The sequence below is a fragment of the Actinomadura decatromicini genome (genome assembly GCF_008121305.1).
GTDB lineage: Bacteria > Actinomycetota > Actinomycetes > Streptosporangiales > Streptosporangiaceae > Spirillospora > Spirillospora syzygii.
The window spans coordinates 553,263-567,062 of record NZ_VSRQ01000007.1; the positions used below are offsets into that span (position 1 = coordinate 553,263).

Below are 13,800 nucleotides of genomic sequence, written 5' to 3' on the forward strand. Positions count from 1 at the left end.
GCCGAAAAGGGGGGACGACCAATGGGCTTCCACGACCTGCACCACGGTGATCGTCCGCTGCTGCTGCCGAACGCCTGGGACTTCGCGAGCGGCGCCGCGCTGGCCGACGCCGGGTTCGCCGCGATCGGCACCACCAGCCTCGGGGTCGCGGCGGCGGCCGGGAAGCCCGACGCCGCCGGGCGCACGCGGGCGGAGACGGTCGCGCTGGCCCGCGCCCTGTCCCGGCTCCCGGTGCCGGTCAGCGTCGACGTCGAGGGCGGGTTCTCCACCCGGGCCCCGGACGTCGCCGACCTCGTCGCCGAACTGGCCTCGTTCGGCGTCGCCGGGATCAACCTGGAGGACGGCCGCGCCGACGGGACGCTCGCCCCGCTCGACCACCAGACCGCCGTCATCGCCGCCGTGAAGCGGGCCGCGCCGCACGTCTTCCTCAACGCCCGCACCGACACGCTCTGGCTCGGCGGGCCCGACCGCGGCGAGACGCTCCGCCGGACGCGCGCCTACGCGGAGGCGGGCGCGGACGGGGTCTTCGTCCCCGGCATCGCGGACGACGCCGACATCACCGCCGTGCTGGACGCGGCCCCGGTGCCGCTGAACGTCCTCCTCCTCCCGGGCAGGACGGAGTACGAGCGCCTGGCCCGGCTCGGCGTGCACCGGGTCAGCACGGGATCGCTGCTGTTCCGGACGGCGCTGCGGACGGCGGTGGTCACCGCGCTCGGCGTCGCCGGAGGCGAGGGCGCCGACCGTCCCGTCCCCTCGTACGCGGACGTGCAGGCGCTCCTCCAGGGCGGCGGACGCTAGGGAACGGCGTCGACGATGCGGCGGGATCCGATCCAGCGGGAGCGGTCGGCGGCGTAGTAGGCGGCGCCGTCCGGGCCGCGCGGGCCGTCCGGCCTGCGGCGCATGCCGAGCTGCAGCGCGATCTCCGCCGACGACGGGTTCGCCGTGTCGATCTCGGCGGTGACGCGGTGCACGCCGACCACCCCGAACGCGTAGTCGAGCACCGCGCGGGACGCCTCGGCGGCGAGGCCCTGCCCCCACCGGTCCGGCTCCAGGCTGTAGAGGATCTCGACGTCCGCGCCGTTGCCGAGCGGGCCGTCGTGGTGGCTGAGCCCGGCGACCCCGATCAGCGGGTCGCCCGGAGAGACCGCGTCGATGCCGCCGTCCCAGCGGGCCGGGCGCAGCGCCCACAGCCCGTAGCCCTCGGTGGCGAAGTCCCGCTCGCTGGCGTCGATGATCTCCGCGACCTGGACGGCGGAGACCATCCGGTCGTCGAACAGGTGGCGCCGGACGAGCGGGCCCGTCCAGTGCGTGAGCAGCGCGGCGCGGTCGTCGGCCGTCACCGGGTGCAGGACGAGCCGCACCGTGCGCAGCACCTCACTCATGCCCGTCCTCCGGTACCGGTGGCCACGCGGGCGGGGCCTCGCCGTCCGGGACGCCCACCCGGAACACGCGGAGCTGCACCGCCAGCGCCTTGTAGTAGCCGACGAGCGTGACCAGCTCCACGAGGGCGGTGCGGCCGAGCGTCGCCGCCGCCTCGGTGAACACGGCGTCGGCGAGGTCGCCCTCGGCGGCGAGCTGCCGGGCCGCCTCGTGCACGACGCGCTCGCGGACGTCGCCGAGCATCGGCGCGCGGCCCTCGCGGAGCGCGTCCAGCTCGGCGTCGGTGAGGCCGTGCCGGCGGCCGATCCGCTCGTGCGCGTACCACTCGTAGTCGGACCGGACGTGCGCGGCGACGACCAGCGTCGCGATCTCCCGTTCGCGCTTGGTGAACGCGGTGCGGAAGCGCAGCGCGGCGCCGAGGTCCTGCAGCGGCAGCCCCACCGACGGGCTGTACAGCATGGCGTTGAAGGGGCCGAGGAGGCGTCCGGACTCGTCGGCCAGGCCGTAGGGCGGGGGCCCGCCCGACGTGCGCGGGCCGCCGGTCACCGCCTCGTACACGGCGCGCTGCTCGTCGCTGAGCGAGCCGGGGAGCAGCAGGGGGAGCCGCGCCGAGGACGGGCCGGGGACCGGACCGGGCCGGGGTCGATCGTTGACGCGCTCACCGCTCACGGGGTCGATCACTTACCGCACGCTAGGCGGTCCGCCGGGGCGGCTCAAGCCCCGTCCGGAATGTGAAACCTCGCGCGCAGGATGAGGTGGCGGTCGCGTAACCCGGCCGAACCGGCGCCCCGCGGGCCCCGCGCGCTGGCAGGATGTCCCGGATGAGCGGCATCTACGACGACCCCTGGGCGTACGAGCTGGCGTGCGCGTTCCGCGACGTCCCCGCCGAGGTGGACGCCCTGCTCGGCTGGTACGCCGAGCACGCCACCGACGCCGGGCGCGCGACGGGCACGGGGCCCGCCACCGACGCCGGGCACGCCGCGGAAACGGGGCCCGCCACTGGCGCCGGGCGCGCCGCGGACATCGGGCATGGCGCGGACGCCGGGGGCGCCGCTCCGTCCGGGGCGGGCCCTGCGACGGTGCTGGAGCTCGCCGCCGGGCCCGCCGAGCACGCCCGCGAGTTCGCCCGCCGCGGGGTCGCCGCGACCGCGCTCGACCTGAACCCGCGGATGTGCGCCTACGCGTCCCGCGAGGCGGCGCGCGAGGGCGTCGCCGTGGACGTCGTCGAGGGCGACATGACGCGGCTCGACCTCGGCCGCCGGTTCGACCTCGCCGTGACCATGCTGGACTCGACGTCCCACCTGATGACGCTGGACGCGCTCGTCGCGCACCTGCGCGGGGTGGCGGCGCACCTCTCCCCCGGCGGCCTCTACATCGTGGAGATGTCGCACCCGCGCGACCGGCTCACCGACGACCCGAGCGTCAGCACCGGCTGGACGGTCGAGCGCGACGGCGTCCACGCGGGCGTCCGGTGGGGCGAGCCCGGCGACCGGCTCGACCCGATCACGCAGGTGTCCGCCGACCACGTCACGGTGACGATCACCGCGGACGGCGGGACGCGGGTCGTCCGCGACGTCGTCCCCTACCGGTTCTGGACGGCGACCGAGCTGGACGCCGCGATCCGCCTCGCGGGCGGCCTGGACGCCGTCGCGCAGTACGGCGACTTCGGGGTCGGCGAGGACGCGGTGCCCCTCGCCGACCCCGGCGCCTGGCGCATGATCACCGTGCTGCGGCCGGCCGCCGCGCCGGGTCAGGGCGTCGGCGCCCAGCCCGGCATCGGGTAGCCCGCGAGCAGCTCGCGGACCTCCGAGGCGACCCGCTCGACGACCGCCTCGTCCTGCTTGGCGGCGGCCTGCACGACCTCGTCGATCCACGCCGCGACCTGCGGCATCCGCGCCTCGTCCAGCCCGCGGGTGGTGATCGCGGCGGTGCCGATCCGCAGCCCGGACGGGTCGAACGGCTTGCGCGGGTCGAACGGGACGGCGTTGTAGTTCAGCTCGATCCCGGCCCGGTCGAGGGCCTGCGCGGCGGGCTTGCCCGCGACGCCCTTGTTCGTCAGGTCGATCAGGATGAGGTGGTTGTCGGTGCCGCCGGAGATCAGGTCGTAGCCGCGGTCCGTCAGCGCGGCGGCGAGCACCTTCGCGTTCGCGACGATCTGCCGCGCGTACGCGGCGAACTCCGGCCGCGCCGCCTCCTTCAGCGCGACGGCGATGGCGGCCGTCGTGTGGTCGTGCGGACCGCCCTGCAGGCCCGGGAAGACGGCCTTGTCGACCGTCTTCGCGTGCTCGACGGTGGACAGGATCATCGCGCCGCGCGGGCCGCGCAGCGTCTTGTGCGTGGTCGTGGTGATCACGTCCGCGTGGCCGACCGGGGACGGGTGCGCGCCGCCCGCGATCAGGCCCGCGATGTGCGCGACGTCGGCGGCGAGCACCGCGCCCGCCTCCCGCGCGATCTCGGCGAACGCGGGGAAGTCGATCGTGCGCGGGATGGCGGTGCCGCCGCACCAGATCACCTTCGGACGCTCCTTGAGCGCCAGGTCGCGCACCTGGTCCATGTCGACGCGCCCGGTGTCGGCGCGCACGTCGTACCGGACGGGCCGGAACCACTTCCCCGTCGCCGACACCGACCAGCCGTGCGTGAGGTGCCCGCCCATCGGCAGCGACAGGCCCATCACCGGGTCGCCCGGCTCCAGGAACGCCATGTAGACGGCGAGGTTCGCGGGCGACCCCGAGTACGGCTGGACGTTCGCGTGCTCGGCCCCGAACAGCGACTTCGCGCGCTCGACGGCGAGAGTCTCGATCGGGTCGACGTTCTGCTGGCCCTCGTAGTACCGCTTGCCCGCGTAGCCCTCGGAGTACTTGTTGGTCAGCACCGTGCCGGTGGCCTCCAGCACGGCCTCCGACACGTAGTTCTCCGAGGCGATCAGCCGCAGCTTCTCGTACTGGCGGCGGGCCTCGTCCTCGACCAGCCCGGCGATCTCGGGGTCCTGGTCCTTCAGATGGGGGACGGCGGGTTCGTGCATCGGAGCCTCCGCGCTGCTCGCGCCGGGGATCGGGCGCCCCGGCGAAGGGGGCCCGTACACCCAGGCGCGCGGTGTGCGGACTAGTCTCGCTCCCCGGTGGTCGTCTCCACCTTGACTGCGCCAGTCGCGTGCGCGCCATCATACCGGCCCACTCGTTTCCGGGGGGCGACCCGCACGCCCCCGACCGGCACGGCTCCCTCCACTCCGCCGGCGCCCCGTTCCGCGGAACGTCTCTTCATGGGCACCACCGACACCACGACCAGCCCGCGGGTCGGCGTCCCGTCCTCCGAAGATTATTCGACATCCCCGCGCGCGGACGGGCGCCGGGCCTCCAGTCCGTCCAGGAGGCAGTCGAGCGCGAACGCGAACCGGCGCTCGCACTCGCGGTCGACGTCGATCTCCGCTCCGGCTGCGGCGGACATCCGCGCGCCGAGCAGCGGATGCTCCTCGGCGATCCGGCGCAGGTGCTCGGCGGCCTGCTCGCGCCACTCCGCGCCGCCCGTCCGGTCGAGGGCCGCGCGCCAGGACGTCTCGGCCGTCACCGCGCCGACGACGTGGTCGTTGACGGCGGCCAGGGCGGCGTCCAGGTCGCCGTCCGCGAACCCGGCCCGGGACAGGATCGTCAGCCCGGCCTCGGCGAGGGCGAGCGCGTTCGGCCCGAGGTTGGGCCGCCCCGCGAGACCGGACAGCACCCACGGGTGGCGCAGCAGCATCGCGCGGTGCCGCCGGGCCAGACCGCCGAGCGCGTCGCGCCAGCCGTCGGCGGATGCCGTCCCGTCCCCGACGACCTCGCCCAGCACGTCGTCCAGCGCGAGTTCGAGCAGTTCGTCCTTCGTGGTCACGTACCAGTACAGCGACCCCGCCGTGACGCCGAGGTCGGACGCGATCCGCCGCATGGACAGGCCTCGCGCCCCCTCCGCGTCGAGGACGGCGACGGCGCGGGCGACGATCCGGGCGCGGCTCAGCCGCCGGTCGCGGGACGGACGTTCGGGACGCAGCCAGACGGAAGGCGAAGGCGTGGGCACGCCCCCACCCTAGCCCCCTTGTCATACGCCGTTCACTCTCTTATACATTGTTCAAGCAAGCTGAACGATGTTCAAGGAGGCGGAGATGTCCGGAGGCGACGTGCACGTGACCGTCTGGGACGAGACGGGCGGGACGGGACCGCCCGCGATCCTCGTCCACGGCTCGACGGCCTGGGGCGACGACCCGGTCCTCGGGTTCGCGGCGCAGCGCCCGCTGGCGGACCGGTTCCGCGTCCTCGCCATGGACCGGCGCGGCCACGGCGCCAGCGGTGAGACGGGCTCGGCCGAGTACGCAGGCGACTACGAGGCCGACGCCGCCGACATCGCGGCGCTGATGGGCGACGGGGCGCACCTCGTCGGCCACTCCTACGGCGCGGTCGGCGCCATGCTCGCGGCGGCGCGGCGTCCCGAGGCGGTCCTGTCGCTGGCGCTGATCGAACCGGGCTGCTACCAGGCGGCGGCGGACGACCCGGTCGTCGCGGCCGCGCTCCGCGCCAACCGGGAGGCGATCGCGAACGTCCCGGCGGACCTGCCCGCCGACGTCCACCTCAGGGCCGCGGCGGACGCGGCCGGGCTGCCGCCGCTGGAGCCGACGCCCCGCCGCCTGCGCGCCGTGCGAACGGCGCTGCGCGAGCGGGTGTGCTGGGAGGCGCCGATCCCGGTGGCGGAACTGGCCGCCGGGACGTGGCCGAAGCTCGTCCTGTCCGGGACGTGGGAGACGGCGCCCGCCCCCTACCGGGAGCGCGGCGGGGAGCCGCTGATGGCGTGCGCGCGGGTCACCGCCGAGCGGATCGGGGCGCGGCTCGTGCGCGTCCCCGGCACGGCGCACTACCCGCACGTGGAGCGTCCCGAGGCCGTGAACGCGGCGCTCGCCGAACTGTGGACGTCCTAGCGGGCGCTGACGCGCATCGCCCCCGGAGACACGTATGGCCCAACCCCCTCGCGGGGTCGGGCCATGCGGTCGGGCAGGTGCGGGCGGTCAGCGGCCCGCGGCCTCCAGAGCCTTCTTGACGGCGGCGCGCTTCTGGCGGAGCTTGGCGAGCGCCTCCTCCAGGATGGCCTCGCCGTCCTCGTCGCTGCGCCGCTCCTTCACGTACGCGAGGTGCGTCTTGTACGGCTCGGTCTTCGGCGGGGCCGGCGGGTTCTCCGAGTCCTGCCCGGCCGGGAAGCCGCAGCGCGGGCAGTCCCAGGTCTCCGGGACGGCGACGTCCGTCGCGAAGCTCGGGCGGGTCTCGTGCCGGTTGGCGCAGTAGAAGGTCACCCATACGCGGGGGGCGGCGTCGCCGCGTTCCGCCTCTCCCATCGGACCGGCCCCGACACGGCTGCCCCGGATCGCGTTGCCACTACCCACGGAGTACTCCCTCGTCTGTCTTCCGCCGCCGCCCGTGACCTCCTGGGACGGCGCGGCGCTCGCATTGTTGGTCGAACGGGTGGCTCAGCCGACGCCCTTGTGCTTGAAAAGCAGGGCGAGCACGGCGATCGAGGCGAACCAGACCACCCCGACGCCGATCGTCAGCCGGTCGAGGTTCCGTTCCACGACCGACGACCCGCCGAGCGACGACGAGATGCCGCCGCCGAACATGTCGGACAGTCCCCCGCCCTTGCCCTTGTGCATAAGGACGAGGACGACCATCAGCAGGCTCGCGAGAATGAGCACGATCGACGTTGCGATGATCACGGTTCTTCAGCGCCTTGTCTCGTAGGTAAGGACCGAGGGTCTGGCCGGGCGGTTTACCCGTCAGCTACGAAGGGTACGACGGATGGCCCGCTGGTTCGGCAAGAACCCCCAGTTCACGCGGAATTGATCAGTTTTGCTCAGACGGGGAGATCCCGGTACCGGCAGATCTTGACGAATTCTCCCGGATCCAGGCTGGCACCACCGACCAGTGCGCCGTCCACGTCGTCCTGCGCCATGATCCCGGCGATGTTGCCGCCCTTGACCGAACCGCCGTACAGGATACGCACCTCGTCGGCCGGTCCGCCGTCGTAGAGCTCGGCGAGCCGCGTCCTGATCGCGGCGCAGACCTCCTGGGCGTCCTTCGGGGTGGCGGTCTCGCCCGTGCCGATCGCCCAGACCGGCTCGTAGGCGATCACCGTGCGGCGCACCTGGTCGGCGGGGATCTTCGCCAGCCCGCCGTCGAGCTGCGCCAGGACGTGGGCCACCTGCCCGCCCGCCTTCCGCACGTCGAGCCCCTCGCCCACGCACAGGATCGGCGAGATGTCGGCGGCCAGCGCGGCCCGCGCCTTGGCGTTGACGATCTCGTCGGTCTCGGCGTGGTACTGGCGGCGCTCGGAGTGCCCGACGACCGCGTAGGAGCATTTCAGCTTGGCGAGCATCGACGCGGAGATCTCGCCGGTGTAGGCGCCGGAGGCGTGCTGGGAGACGTCCTGCGCGCCGTACTGGATGCCGAGGCGGTCGGCGTCCACGAGCGTCTGCACGGAGCGGATCGCGGTGAACGGCGGGAGCACGGCGACGTCGACGGCGTCGTAGTCGGCCTCCTTGAGGGCGAACGCCATCTTCTGGACGAGCGCGATCGCCTCGAGGTGGTTGTTGTTCATCTTCCAGTTGCCGGCCATGAGCGGCTTGCGGGAAGGGGTCGCGGGGGCCATCGGTCAGTCCTCCAGGGCCTGCAGGCCGGGCAGCGTCTTGCCTTCGAGGTATTCGAGGCTGGCGCCGCCGCCGGTCGAGATGTGCGAGAAGGCGGCCTCGTCGAAGCCGAGCCGCCGGACGGCCGCGGCCGAGTCGCCGCCGCCGACCACGGTGAACGCGCCCGAGTCGATCAGGCCCTGCGCGACGGCGCGGGTGCCGTTCGCGTAGGGCTCCATCTCGAACACGCCCATGGGGCCGTTCCAGAAGACCGTCCGCGCGTCGGCGAGGCGCGCGGCGAACAGCTTGCCGGACTCGGGACCGATGTCGAGGCCGAGCCGGTCGGCGGGGATCGCGTCCGCGGCGACGACGCCGTGGTCGGCGTCGGCGCTGAACGCGGTGGCCGCGACCACGTCGACGGGCAGGACGAACTCGACGCCCGTCTCCTCGGCCCGCCGCAGGTAGCCGCGGACGGTGTCGAGCTGGTCCTCCTCCAGGAGGCTCTTGCCGACCTCGTGGCCCTGCGCCTTCAGGAACGTGAACACCATGCCCCCGCCGACCAGGATGCGGTCGGCCTTGCCGAGCAGGCTGTCGATCACGCCGAGCTTGTCGGACACCTTCGACCCGCCGAGCGCGACCGCGTAGGGCCGCTCGACGTCCTCGGTGAGCCGCTTCAGCACCTCGACCTCGGCGGCGATCAGCCCGCCCGCCGCGTGCGGGAGCAGCCGCGGCACGTCGTACACGGAGGCGTGCTTGCGGTGCACCGCGCCGAACCCGTCCCCGACGTAGAGGTCGGCGAGGGCGGCGAGCCGGTCGGCGAGGGCGCCGCGCTCGGCGTCGTCCTTGCTGGTCTCGCCGGGCTCGAAGCGCAGGTTCTCCAGCAGGGCGACGCCGCCGTCCGGGAGCGCGGCGGCGACGGCCCGGGCGGAGTCGCCGACGACGTCGGTCGCGAACGCCACGTCGGCGCGCAGCAGCTCGCCGAGCCGCGCCGCGACGGGCGCGAGCGAAAGCTCCGGCTTGACCTGCCCCTTCGGGCGGCCGAGGTGGGCGCAGACGACGACCTTGGCGCCGCGCGTCCGGAGCGCCTCGATCGTCGGCAGGCTGGCCCTGATCCGCCCGTCGTCGGTGATCCGGCCGTCCTCCAGCGGGACGTTCAGGTCCGAGCGGACGAGGACGCGCCGTCCGGCGACGTCGAGGTCGTCAATGGTGCGCATCGGGATGCGGTGTCCTTCCGTACACGGGCGCGCCGTGGCCGCGCGGCGCGTGTCGGCGCGGGCGCGGCCACGGCGGGACGAGGGTCGGTCAGAGCTGCGAGCCGACGAGCTTGACGAGGTCGACGAGCCGGTTGGAGTAGCCCCACTCGTTGTCGTACCAGCCGACGACCTTCACCTGGTCGCCGATGACCTTGGTGAGCCCCGAGTCGAAGATGCAGGACGCCGGGTCGGTGACGATGTCGCTGGAGACGATCGGGTCCTCGGTGTAGGTGAGGTAGCCCTTGAGCGGTCCCTCGGCGGCGGCCTTGAACGCCTCGTTGACCTCCTCGGCCGTCACCTCGCGGGACAGCGTGGCGGTGAGGTCGGTGGCGGAGCCGGTCGGCACCGGGACGCGCAGCGCGTACCCGTCGAGCTTGCCGTTCAGCTCGGGCAGCACCAGGCCGATCGCCTTCGCGGCGCCGGTCGAGGTCGGCACGACGTTGATCGCGGCGGCGCGGGCGCGGCGCAGGTCCTTGTGCGGGGCGTCCTGGAGGTTCTGGTCCTGCGTGTAGGCGTGGATCGTCGTCATCAGGCCCTTCTCGATGACGAAGCTGTCGTGCAGCACCTTCGCGAGGGGGGCCAGGCAGTTCGTGGTGCAGGACGCGTTGGAGATCACCGTGTGGTTCGCGGGGTCGTACTTGTCCTCGTTGACCCCGAGGACGACGGTGAGGTCCTCGTTCTTGGCCGGCGCGGAGATGATCACCTTCTTCGCGCCGTTGTCGGCGTGCACCTTCGCCTTGGTGGCGTCGGTGAAGAAACCGGTGGACTCGACGACGATGTCGGCGCCGACGTCGCTCCACTTCAGGTTGGCGGGGTCGCGCTCCTCGAACGCCTTGATCGACTTGCCGCCGACCACGATCTCGCTTTCGGTGGCGCGCACCTCTTCGGGGAAACGGCCGAGGATGCTGTCGTACTTCAGCAACTGGGCGAGCGTGGCGTTGTCGGTCAGGTCGTTGACCGCCACGATCTCGATGTCGGCCCCCGACGCCTTCACGGCCCGGTAGAAGTTGCGGCCGATCCGGCCGAACCCGTTGATGCCTACTCGGATGGTCACGGAACGGCTCTCCTCGCACGTGGTGTCGCCCGGTGTCAGCCGGACTGTCGGCAACGGTCATCCGGGGTTCTCCCCCGCCTTCGACCCTATCCAATGACCGGCCGGTAGCCGGACACGGGCGGCGCGGGAAATCGCGCGCGCGGCAGTGCTCGCCCCGGTCGGGGACGTCCCGGCGGAGATCACTACACTCCCGGTCCATGCGGCGCGGATGGTCGGTTTTCGTGATATCGGCGCTGCTGTGCGCGATCCCGTCCGCGCCCGCCGCCGCGGCGCCCGCGGAAGCGCCGTCCCGCGCGGACCACCTCGCCGCCGCGCTGCGCCGCGACCCCGTCTACGTCACCGACCATTCGCCGCGGTCGCTGCCCCCTGACGCGGCGGCGCGGATCAGGGCGTCCGCCGCCCGGCTCGGCGGCCCGGTCTACGTCGCGGTGACGCCGACGACCGGCGTCGGCCCGTGGAACCCCGGCGACTCCCTGGCGGCGCTGCTGCACGACCGGATGCGCCGGGACGGCGTCTACATCGTGGTCGCCCCGAGGGGCGGGGACGGCGAGGCCCGCCAGTTCGGCGCCGGGCGGCGGCTCCCGCTGAAGGACGCCTGGCTGGCCGCCGAGTTCGAGTCCGCGTCCGACGCGAGCGCCCCCGACGTGATCGCGCGGTTCGTCGACATCGCGCTCTCCGGCCGGGCCGAGGAGCGGCGCAGGCATCCGCGTCCCGCCCCGAGGTCGAAGACCCGCGTCGCGCTGGACGCCTACGACGCCGCCGACCGCCGCGCCGACCGCGCCGAGAAGGCCGCGTTCGGCGGCGGCGCGGCCCTCAGCGGCCTCCCGATCCTCGCCCTGCTGGTCGGATTCCGCGTCCGCCGCGCGCGGAGGGCACGCCGGTGAGACGAGCCGTCCTCGCGCTGATCGCGTTCCTGGTCGCCTGGCCGCCGACGCCCGCCGCCGCGGACATGCCTCCATACGCCCGCCACCGCCTGGACCGCGTAGCCGCCGCCCTCGCCCGCGACCCGCTGTTCGTCGACCCCGACCTCGCCGCCGCCCTCGACGAGCACGAACGGGCCGAGGTCCGCACGGCGCTGCGCGGGACGTCGGCGCGGCTCGGCACGCCCGTGTACGTCGTCGTGATCCCGAACCCGATCGACTCGGAGTCGCAGGGCCGCGACGACGCCTTCCTGTTCGCGCTGCACGACCGCTCGCACCGCGACGGCCTCTACCTGATGGCCGGGGCGTACGGGCACCTGGAGTCGGAGGCGTTCGGCGTCCCCCGCGACTACGACCCGTTCGACGCGGAGGGCCTCGGCGGGTCGCGTCCGGCCGACCGCGACCGCCCGTTCGACGGGCTCACCGAGCGGCTGGTCAAGCGCATGGACGGCTACGCGGCCGCGCGCTCGGCGTCCCCGACCATGCCGAGGCTGTACTCCAGCCCGGACCCGTTCGGCCAGGAGGACACGCTCAGACCGCGCGGGGCCGACCGCGCGGCGCCGTTCGTCACCGGCCTGATCCTCGCCGGGCCGATCACCGCCGGAACGCTCTACTGCGCCGTGCTCGGCGTGCTTGCCCTGGTCCGCCGCCGGAGACGGGCCGCGGAGCGCCTCTGGGCGCCGACGGCGCCCGGCATGCGCGACCTGCGCCGCCACGCGGCCGCGGAGCTCGCCCGCCTGCGCGACCAGCTCGCCGAGGACTCCGATCAAGGACGGACCTACGCCGTGTCCGCCTTCGACGCCGCGCAGATCCTCTACGACGACGCCGAGGACGACGAGGGGCGCGCCGTCGACCTGGTCGGCGTGATCGTCCTGGCCCGCCAAGGAAGAGCCGCGCTCGCCGGGCGCTTCACGACCCCGCCGCCGCCGTGCCTGGTCAACCCGCTGCACGGGGACTCGGTCGTCCGCCGGAAGGCGAAGGCCCTGGACGTCGACCGCGTCCTGCCCGCCCGATGCCCCCTCTGCGGCCCGTGCCGCGACCTCCACTCCCGGAACAGGCTGAAGGAGCGGGACCTCCTCCGGGTGCCCGGCCCGGACGCCCCGCGCCGCCACACCGCGATCCCCGGCGTCTGGCGGGACACGGCGTGGGGCGCCCGCGACGGCAACGTCCTCCCCCGTGTGATGAGGTACCTCGGTGTCGACTGAACCCTCCCCCGGCGAACGGCTCGCCGCGGCCCTGCGCCGCTTCCCGATCCACGTGGACCCGTCCCTGGCGTCGGCACTCCCCACAGCCGAGCGGCGCAGGCTCGCCGCCAAGTTCCGGACGGCCCCCGCGCCGATCTACGTGGTGCTCGTCCCACTCGTGAAGGGCGGCACCTGGACGGACTCCGACCAACTGGCCACGGTCGTCCACGACCGCATGGGCCGGGATGGAATCTTCATCACCTTCCACGACGCCACCGAGGACCTCACCGCCCGCGAGTGGGGCGGCGACCATCAGGCCCGCAAGGCCGCCTGGGCGGTCACCCTGGACCGCGCGATGGACGACCAGCCGCTGGCGTCCCGCCTGTCCCGCGTGGTCGACCTGATCGTCTCGGGCACCGCCGTCCGCGAGTACGACCGCGTCAGCGCCGAGATCGACAAGCGCGCCGCCCTCAGCGAGCCCCGCCACTCGGACGACGGCGACCTGAAGGTCCCCCTCACCGCGGCAGTAGCAGGTGCAGCCGTCGCGGGCGCCGTCGGTTTCGTGGTCTGGCGACACCGCCGGATAAGGTCCGTCCGCCGCGAGGGCAACGGCCTCCTCCTGCCCCGCACGGTGTTCACGACCGCGAACCGCGCGAACGAGGACCAGCTCCGCGAGCAGGCGACCCGCGAGGTGGTCGCGTTCGGCGAACTCCTGGACGAGACGACCGTCCCGACGAAGGACGAGCGCACCCGAACCCTGATGACCAGAGCACTGGACGCCTACCAGGCCGCGGGGAAGACCCTGGACGCCGCCCAGGGCGTCCCCGACCTGGCAGGCGTCCTGGTCCTCCTGGACCAGGGCCGCGACGCGCTGGCCTCCGCCGAGTCCGTCGCGAAGGGCGGCCCGGAGATCCCGCCGGTCCCCCTCTGCTTCTTCAACCCGCTCCACGGCGACGCCACGACGAGAATCGACTGGCGCCCCCTGGGCTCCCGCGACCGCCTCCGCGTCCGCACCTGCCGCCCCTGCGCCCAGAAGACCCGCGACAAGAAACTCCCCGACGTCCTCATGGACACGGAGAACGGCCGCGAAGTCCCCTACTACGAAAAAGACCCCACCAAAAGCGTCTGGTCCCAAACCGGCTACGGCCAACTACGCGAAGACCTAATCGAAAGAATCCAAAGAGGCGATCAGTAGCCCCCGGGCTTTCTTGGACAAGACCTCAGCCGGGGCCACGGGCAGGGCCGCGGAGCGAGCGCCAGCGAGCGCAGCGGCCCTGCCCGACGACGCAGGCGACCGCAGCGACGCCACAGAGACCGCAACAGGCACGAAACCCGAAACGGCGCCGCGAGGATCGCCTGCGTCGCAACGGGGGGA

Annotated in this window: 15 protein-coding genes and 1 riboswitch; of the genes, 6 read left to right on the forward strand and 9 right to left on the reverse strand. The window is 73.8% G+C overall.

Translation table 11 applies throughout. The annotated features are described in order from the left end of the window. Window positions 1-21: 21 nt before the first annotated feature. Complete coding sequence (locus FXF68_RS32555) at window positions 22-798, forward strand: isocitrate lyase/PEP mutase family protein (RefSeq protein ID WP_148765979.1); 777 nt, start codon at window positions 22-24, stop codon at window positions 796-798. On the opposite strand, the gene FXF68_RS32560 is transcribed toward FXF68_RS32555, so the two are convergent. Together FXF68_RS32560 and FXF68_RS32565 are read right to left on the reverse strand one after the other, a co-directional pair. Next, window positions 795-1,382 carry a GNAT family N-acetyltransferase gene (locus tag FXF68_RS32560; RefSeq protein WP_148765981.1) on the reverse strand — a complete coding sequence of 196 codons (588 nt, stop codon included), beginning with the start codon at window positions 1,380-1,382 and terminating at the stop codon, window positions 795-797. The two genes, FXF68_RS32555 and FXF68_RS32560, sit on opposite strands and share 4 nt — an antisense overlap. Beyond that, window positions 1,375-2,061: a carboxymuconolactone decarboxylase family protein gene (locus FXF68_RS32565; protein WP_246179066.1), complete on the reverse strand. Its 687-nt coding sequence runs from the start codon at window positions 2,059-2,061 to the stop codon at window positions 1,375-1,377. The genes FXF68_RS32560 and FXF68_RS32565 overlap by 8 nt, the downstream gene beginning before the upstream one ends. Before the next feature lie 140 nt (window positions 2,062-2,201). On the opposite strand from FXF68_RS32565, the gene FXF68_RS32570 reads away from it, so the two are divergent. Further along, window positions 2,202-3,164 carry a class I SAM-dependent methyltransferase gene (locus FXF68_RS32570; RefSeq protein ID WP_148765983.1) on the forward strand — a complete coding sequence of 321 codons (963 nt, stop codon included), beginning with the start codon at window positions 2,202-2,204 and terminating at the stop codon, window positions 3,162-3,164. On the opposite strand, the gene FXF68_RS32575 is transcribed toward FXF68_RS32570, so the two are convergent. Both FXF68_RS32575 and FXF68_RS32580 read right to left on the reverse strand, forming a co-directional pair. Continuing rightward, entirely contained in the window at window positions 3,131-4,402 is a 1,272-nt protein-coding gene (locus tag FXF68_RS32575) for a serine hydroxymethyltransferase (RefSeq protein ID WP_148765985.1), read from the reverse strand. The genes FXF68_RS32570 and FXF68_RS32575 overlap by 34 nt on opposite strands. A 51-nt stretch (window positions 4,403-4,453) precedes the next feature. Continuing rightward, window positions 4,454-4,540, reverse strand: a riboswitch (ZMP/ZTP riboswitch). A 155-nt stretch (window positions 4,541-4,695) separates the two neighbouring features. Beyond that, window positions 4,696-5,427 carry a TetR/AcrR family transcriptional regulator gene (locus FXF68_RS32580; RefSeq protein WP_148765987.1) on the reverse strand — a complete coding sequence of 244 codons (732 nt, stop codon included), beginning with the start codon at window positions 5,425-5,427 and terminating at the stop codon, window positions 4,696-4,698. A gap of 85 nt (window positions 5,428-5,512) precedes the next feature. Between FXF68_RS32580 and FXF68_RS32585 the strand changes: the two genes are divergently transcribed. After that, window positions 5,513-6,319 carry an alpha/beta fold hydrolase gene (locus FXF68_RS32585; protein WP_148765989.1) on the forward strand — a complete coding sequence of 269 codons (807 nt, stop codon included), beginning with the start codon at window positions 5,513-5,515 and terminating at the stop codon, window positions 6,317-6,319. Between the two features lie 87 nt (window positions 6,320-6,406). Here the strand turns inward: FXF68_RS32585 and FXF68_RS32590 are convergent, their stop codons facing one another. From FXF68_RS32590 to gap, 5 genes are all read right to left on the reverse strand, one after another. After that, complete coding sequence (locus tag FXF68_RS32590) at window positions 6,407-6,778, reverse strand: RNA polymerase-binding protein RbpA (protein WP_148765992.1); 372 nt, start codon at window positions 6,776-6,778, stop codon at window positions 6,407-6,409. Between the two features lie 84 nt (window positions 6,779-6,862). Beyond that, window positions 6,863-7,105, reverse strand: coding sequence for a preprotein translocase subunit SecG (gene secG, locus FXF68_RS32595; RefSeq protein ID WP_148349394.1), 243 nt, complete (start codon window positions 7,103-7,105; stop codon window positions 6,863-6,865). Between the two features lie 137 nt (window positions 7,106-7,242). Then, window positions 7,243-8,037 carry a triose-phosphate isomerase gene (gene tpiA / locus FXF68_RS43280; RefSeq protein ID WP_148765994.1) on the reverse strand — a complete coding sequence of 265 codons (795 nt, stop codon included), beginning with the start codon at window positions 8,035-8,037 and terminating at the stop codon, window positions 7,243-7,245. 3 nt (window positions 8,038-8,040) lie between these two features. After that, on the reverse strand, window positions 8,041-9,228 hold the full coding sequence (locus FXF68_RS43285) for a phosphoglycerate kinase (protein ID WP_148765996.1): 1,188 nt from the start codon (window positions 9,226-9,228) through the stop codon (window positions 8,041-8,043). Window positions 9,229-9,316: 88 nt separating this feature from the next. Next, the gene (gene gap, locus FXF68_RS32610) at window positions 9,317-10,321 is read right to left on the reverse strand and encodes a type I glyceraldehyde-3-phosphate dehydrogenase (protein ID WP_148765998.1); all 1,005 of its coding nucleotides are present in this window, start codon (window positions 10,319-10,321) and stop codon (window positions 9,317-9,319) included. 197 nt (window positions 10,322-10,518) lie between these two features. Between gap and FXF68_RS32615 the strand changes: the two genes are divergently transcribed. The 3 genes from FXF68_RS32615 to FXF68_RS32625 are packed head-to-tail and all read left to right on the forward strand — an operon-like array spanning window position 10,519 to window position 13,620. Beyond that, entirely contained in the window at window positions 10,519-11,205 is a 687-nt protein-coding gene (locus FXF68_RS32615) for a hypothetical protein (RefSeq protein WP_148766000.1), read from the forward strand. Next, window positions 11,202-12,446: a hypothetical protein gene (locus tag FXF68_RS42705; RefSeq protein ID WP_187438203.1), complete on the forward strand. Its 1,245-nt coding sequence runs from the start codon at window positions 11,202-11,204 to the stop codon at window positions 12,444-12,446. The genes FXF68_RS32615 and FXF68_RS42705 overlap by 4 nt, the downstream gene beginning before the upstream one ends. Next, complete coding sequence (locus FXF68_RS32625) at window positions 12,436-13,620, forward strand: hypothetical protein (RefSeq protein WP_148766002.1); 1,185 nt, start codon at window positions 12,436-12,438, stop codon at window positions 13,618-13,620. Before FXF68_RS42705 ends, FXF68_RS32625 begins: the two co-directional genes overlap by 11 nt. The last annotated feature ends 180 nt before the right edge of the window (window positions 13,621-13,800 follow it).

Excerpts from the sequence above, each read along its gene's own strand:
- FXF68_RS32615 (WP_148766000.1), top strand. The coding sequence starts at position 10,519 with ATGCGGCGCGGATGGTCGGTTTTCGTGATATCGGCGCTGCTGTGCGCG.
- FXF68_RS32560 (WP_148765981.1), bottom strand. The coding sequence starts at position 1,382 with ATGAGTGAGGTGCTGCGCACGGTGCGGCTCGTCCTGCACCCGGTGACG.
- tpiA (WP_148765994.1), bottom strand. The coding sequence starts at position 8,037 with ATGGCCCCCGCGACCCCTTCCCGCAAGCCGCTCATGGCCGGCAACTGG.
- FXF68_RS32570 (WP_148765983.1), top strand. The coding sequence starts at position 2,202 with ATGAGCGGCATCTACGACGACCCCTGGGCGTACGAGCTGGCGTGCGCG.
- FXF68_RS32555 (WP_148765979.1), top strand. The coding sequence starts at position 22 with ATGGGCTTCCACGACCTGCACCACGGTGATCGTCCGCTGCTGCTGCCG.
- FXF68_RS32575 (WP_148765985.1), bottom strand. The coding sequence starts at position 4,402 with ATGCACGAACCCGCCGTCCCCCATCTGAAGGACCAGGACCCCGAGATC.
- FXF68_RS43285 (WP_148765996.1), bottom strand. The coding sequence starts at position 9,228 with ATGCGCACCATTGACGACCTCGACGTCGCCGGACGGCGCGTCCTCGTC.
- FXF68_RS32585 (WP_148765989.1), top strand. The coding sequence starts at position 5,513 with ATGTCCGGAGGCGACGTGCACGTGACCGTCTGGGACGAGACGGGCGGG.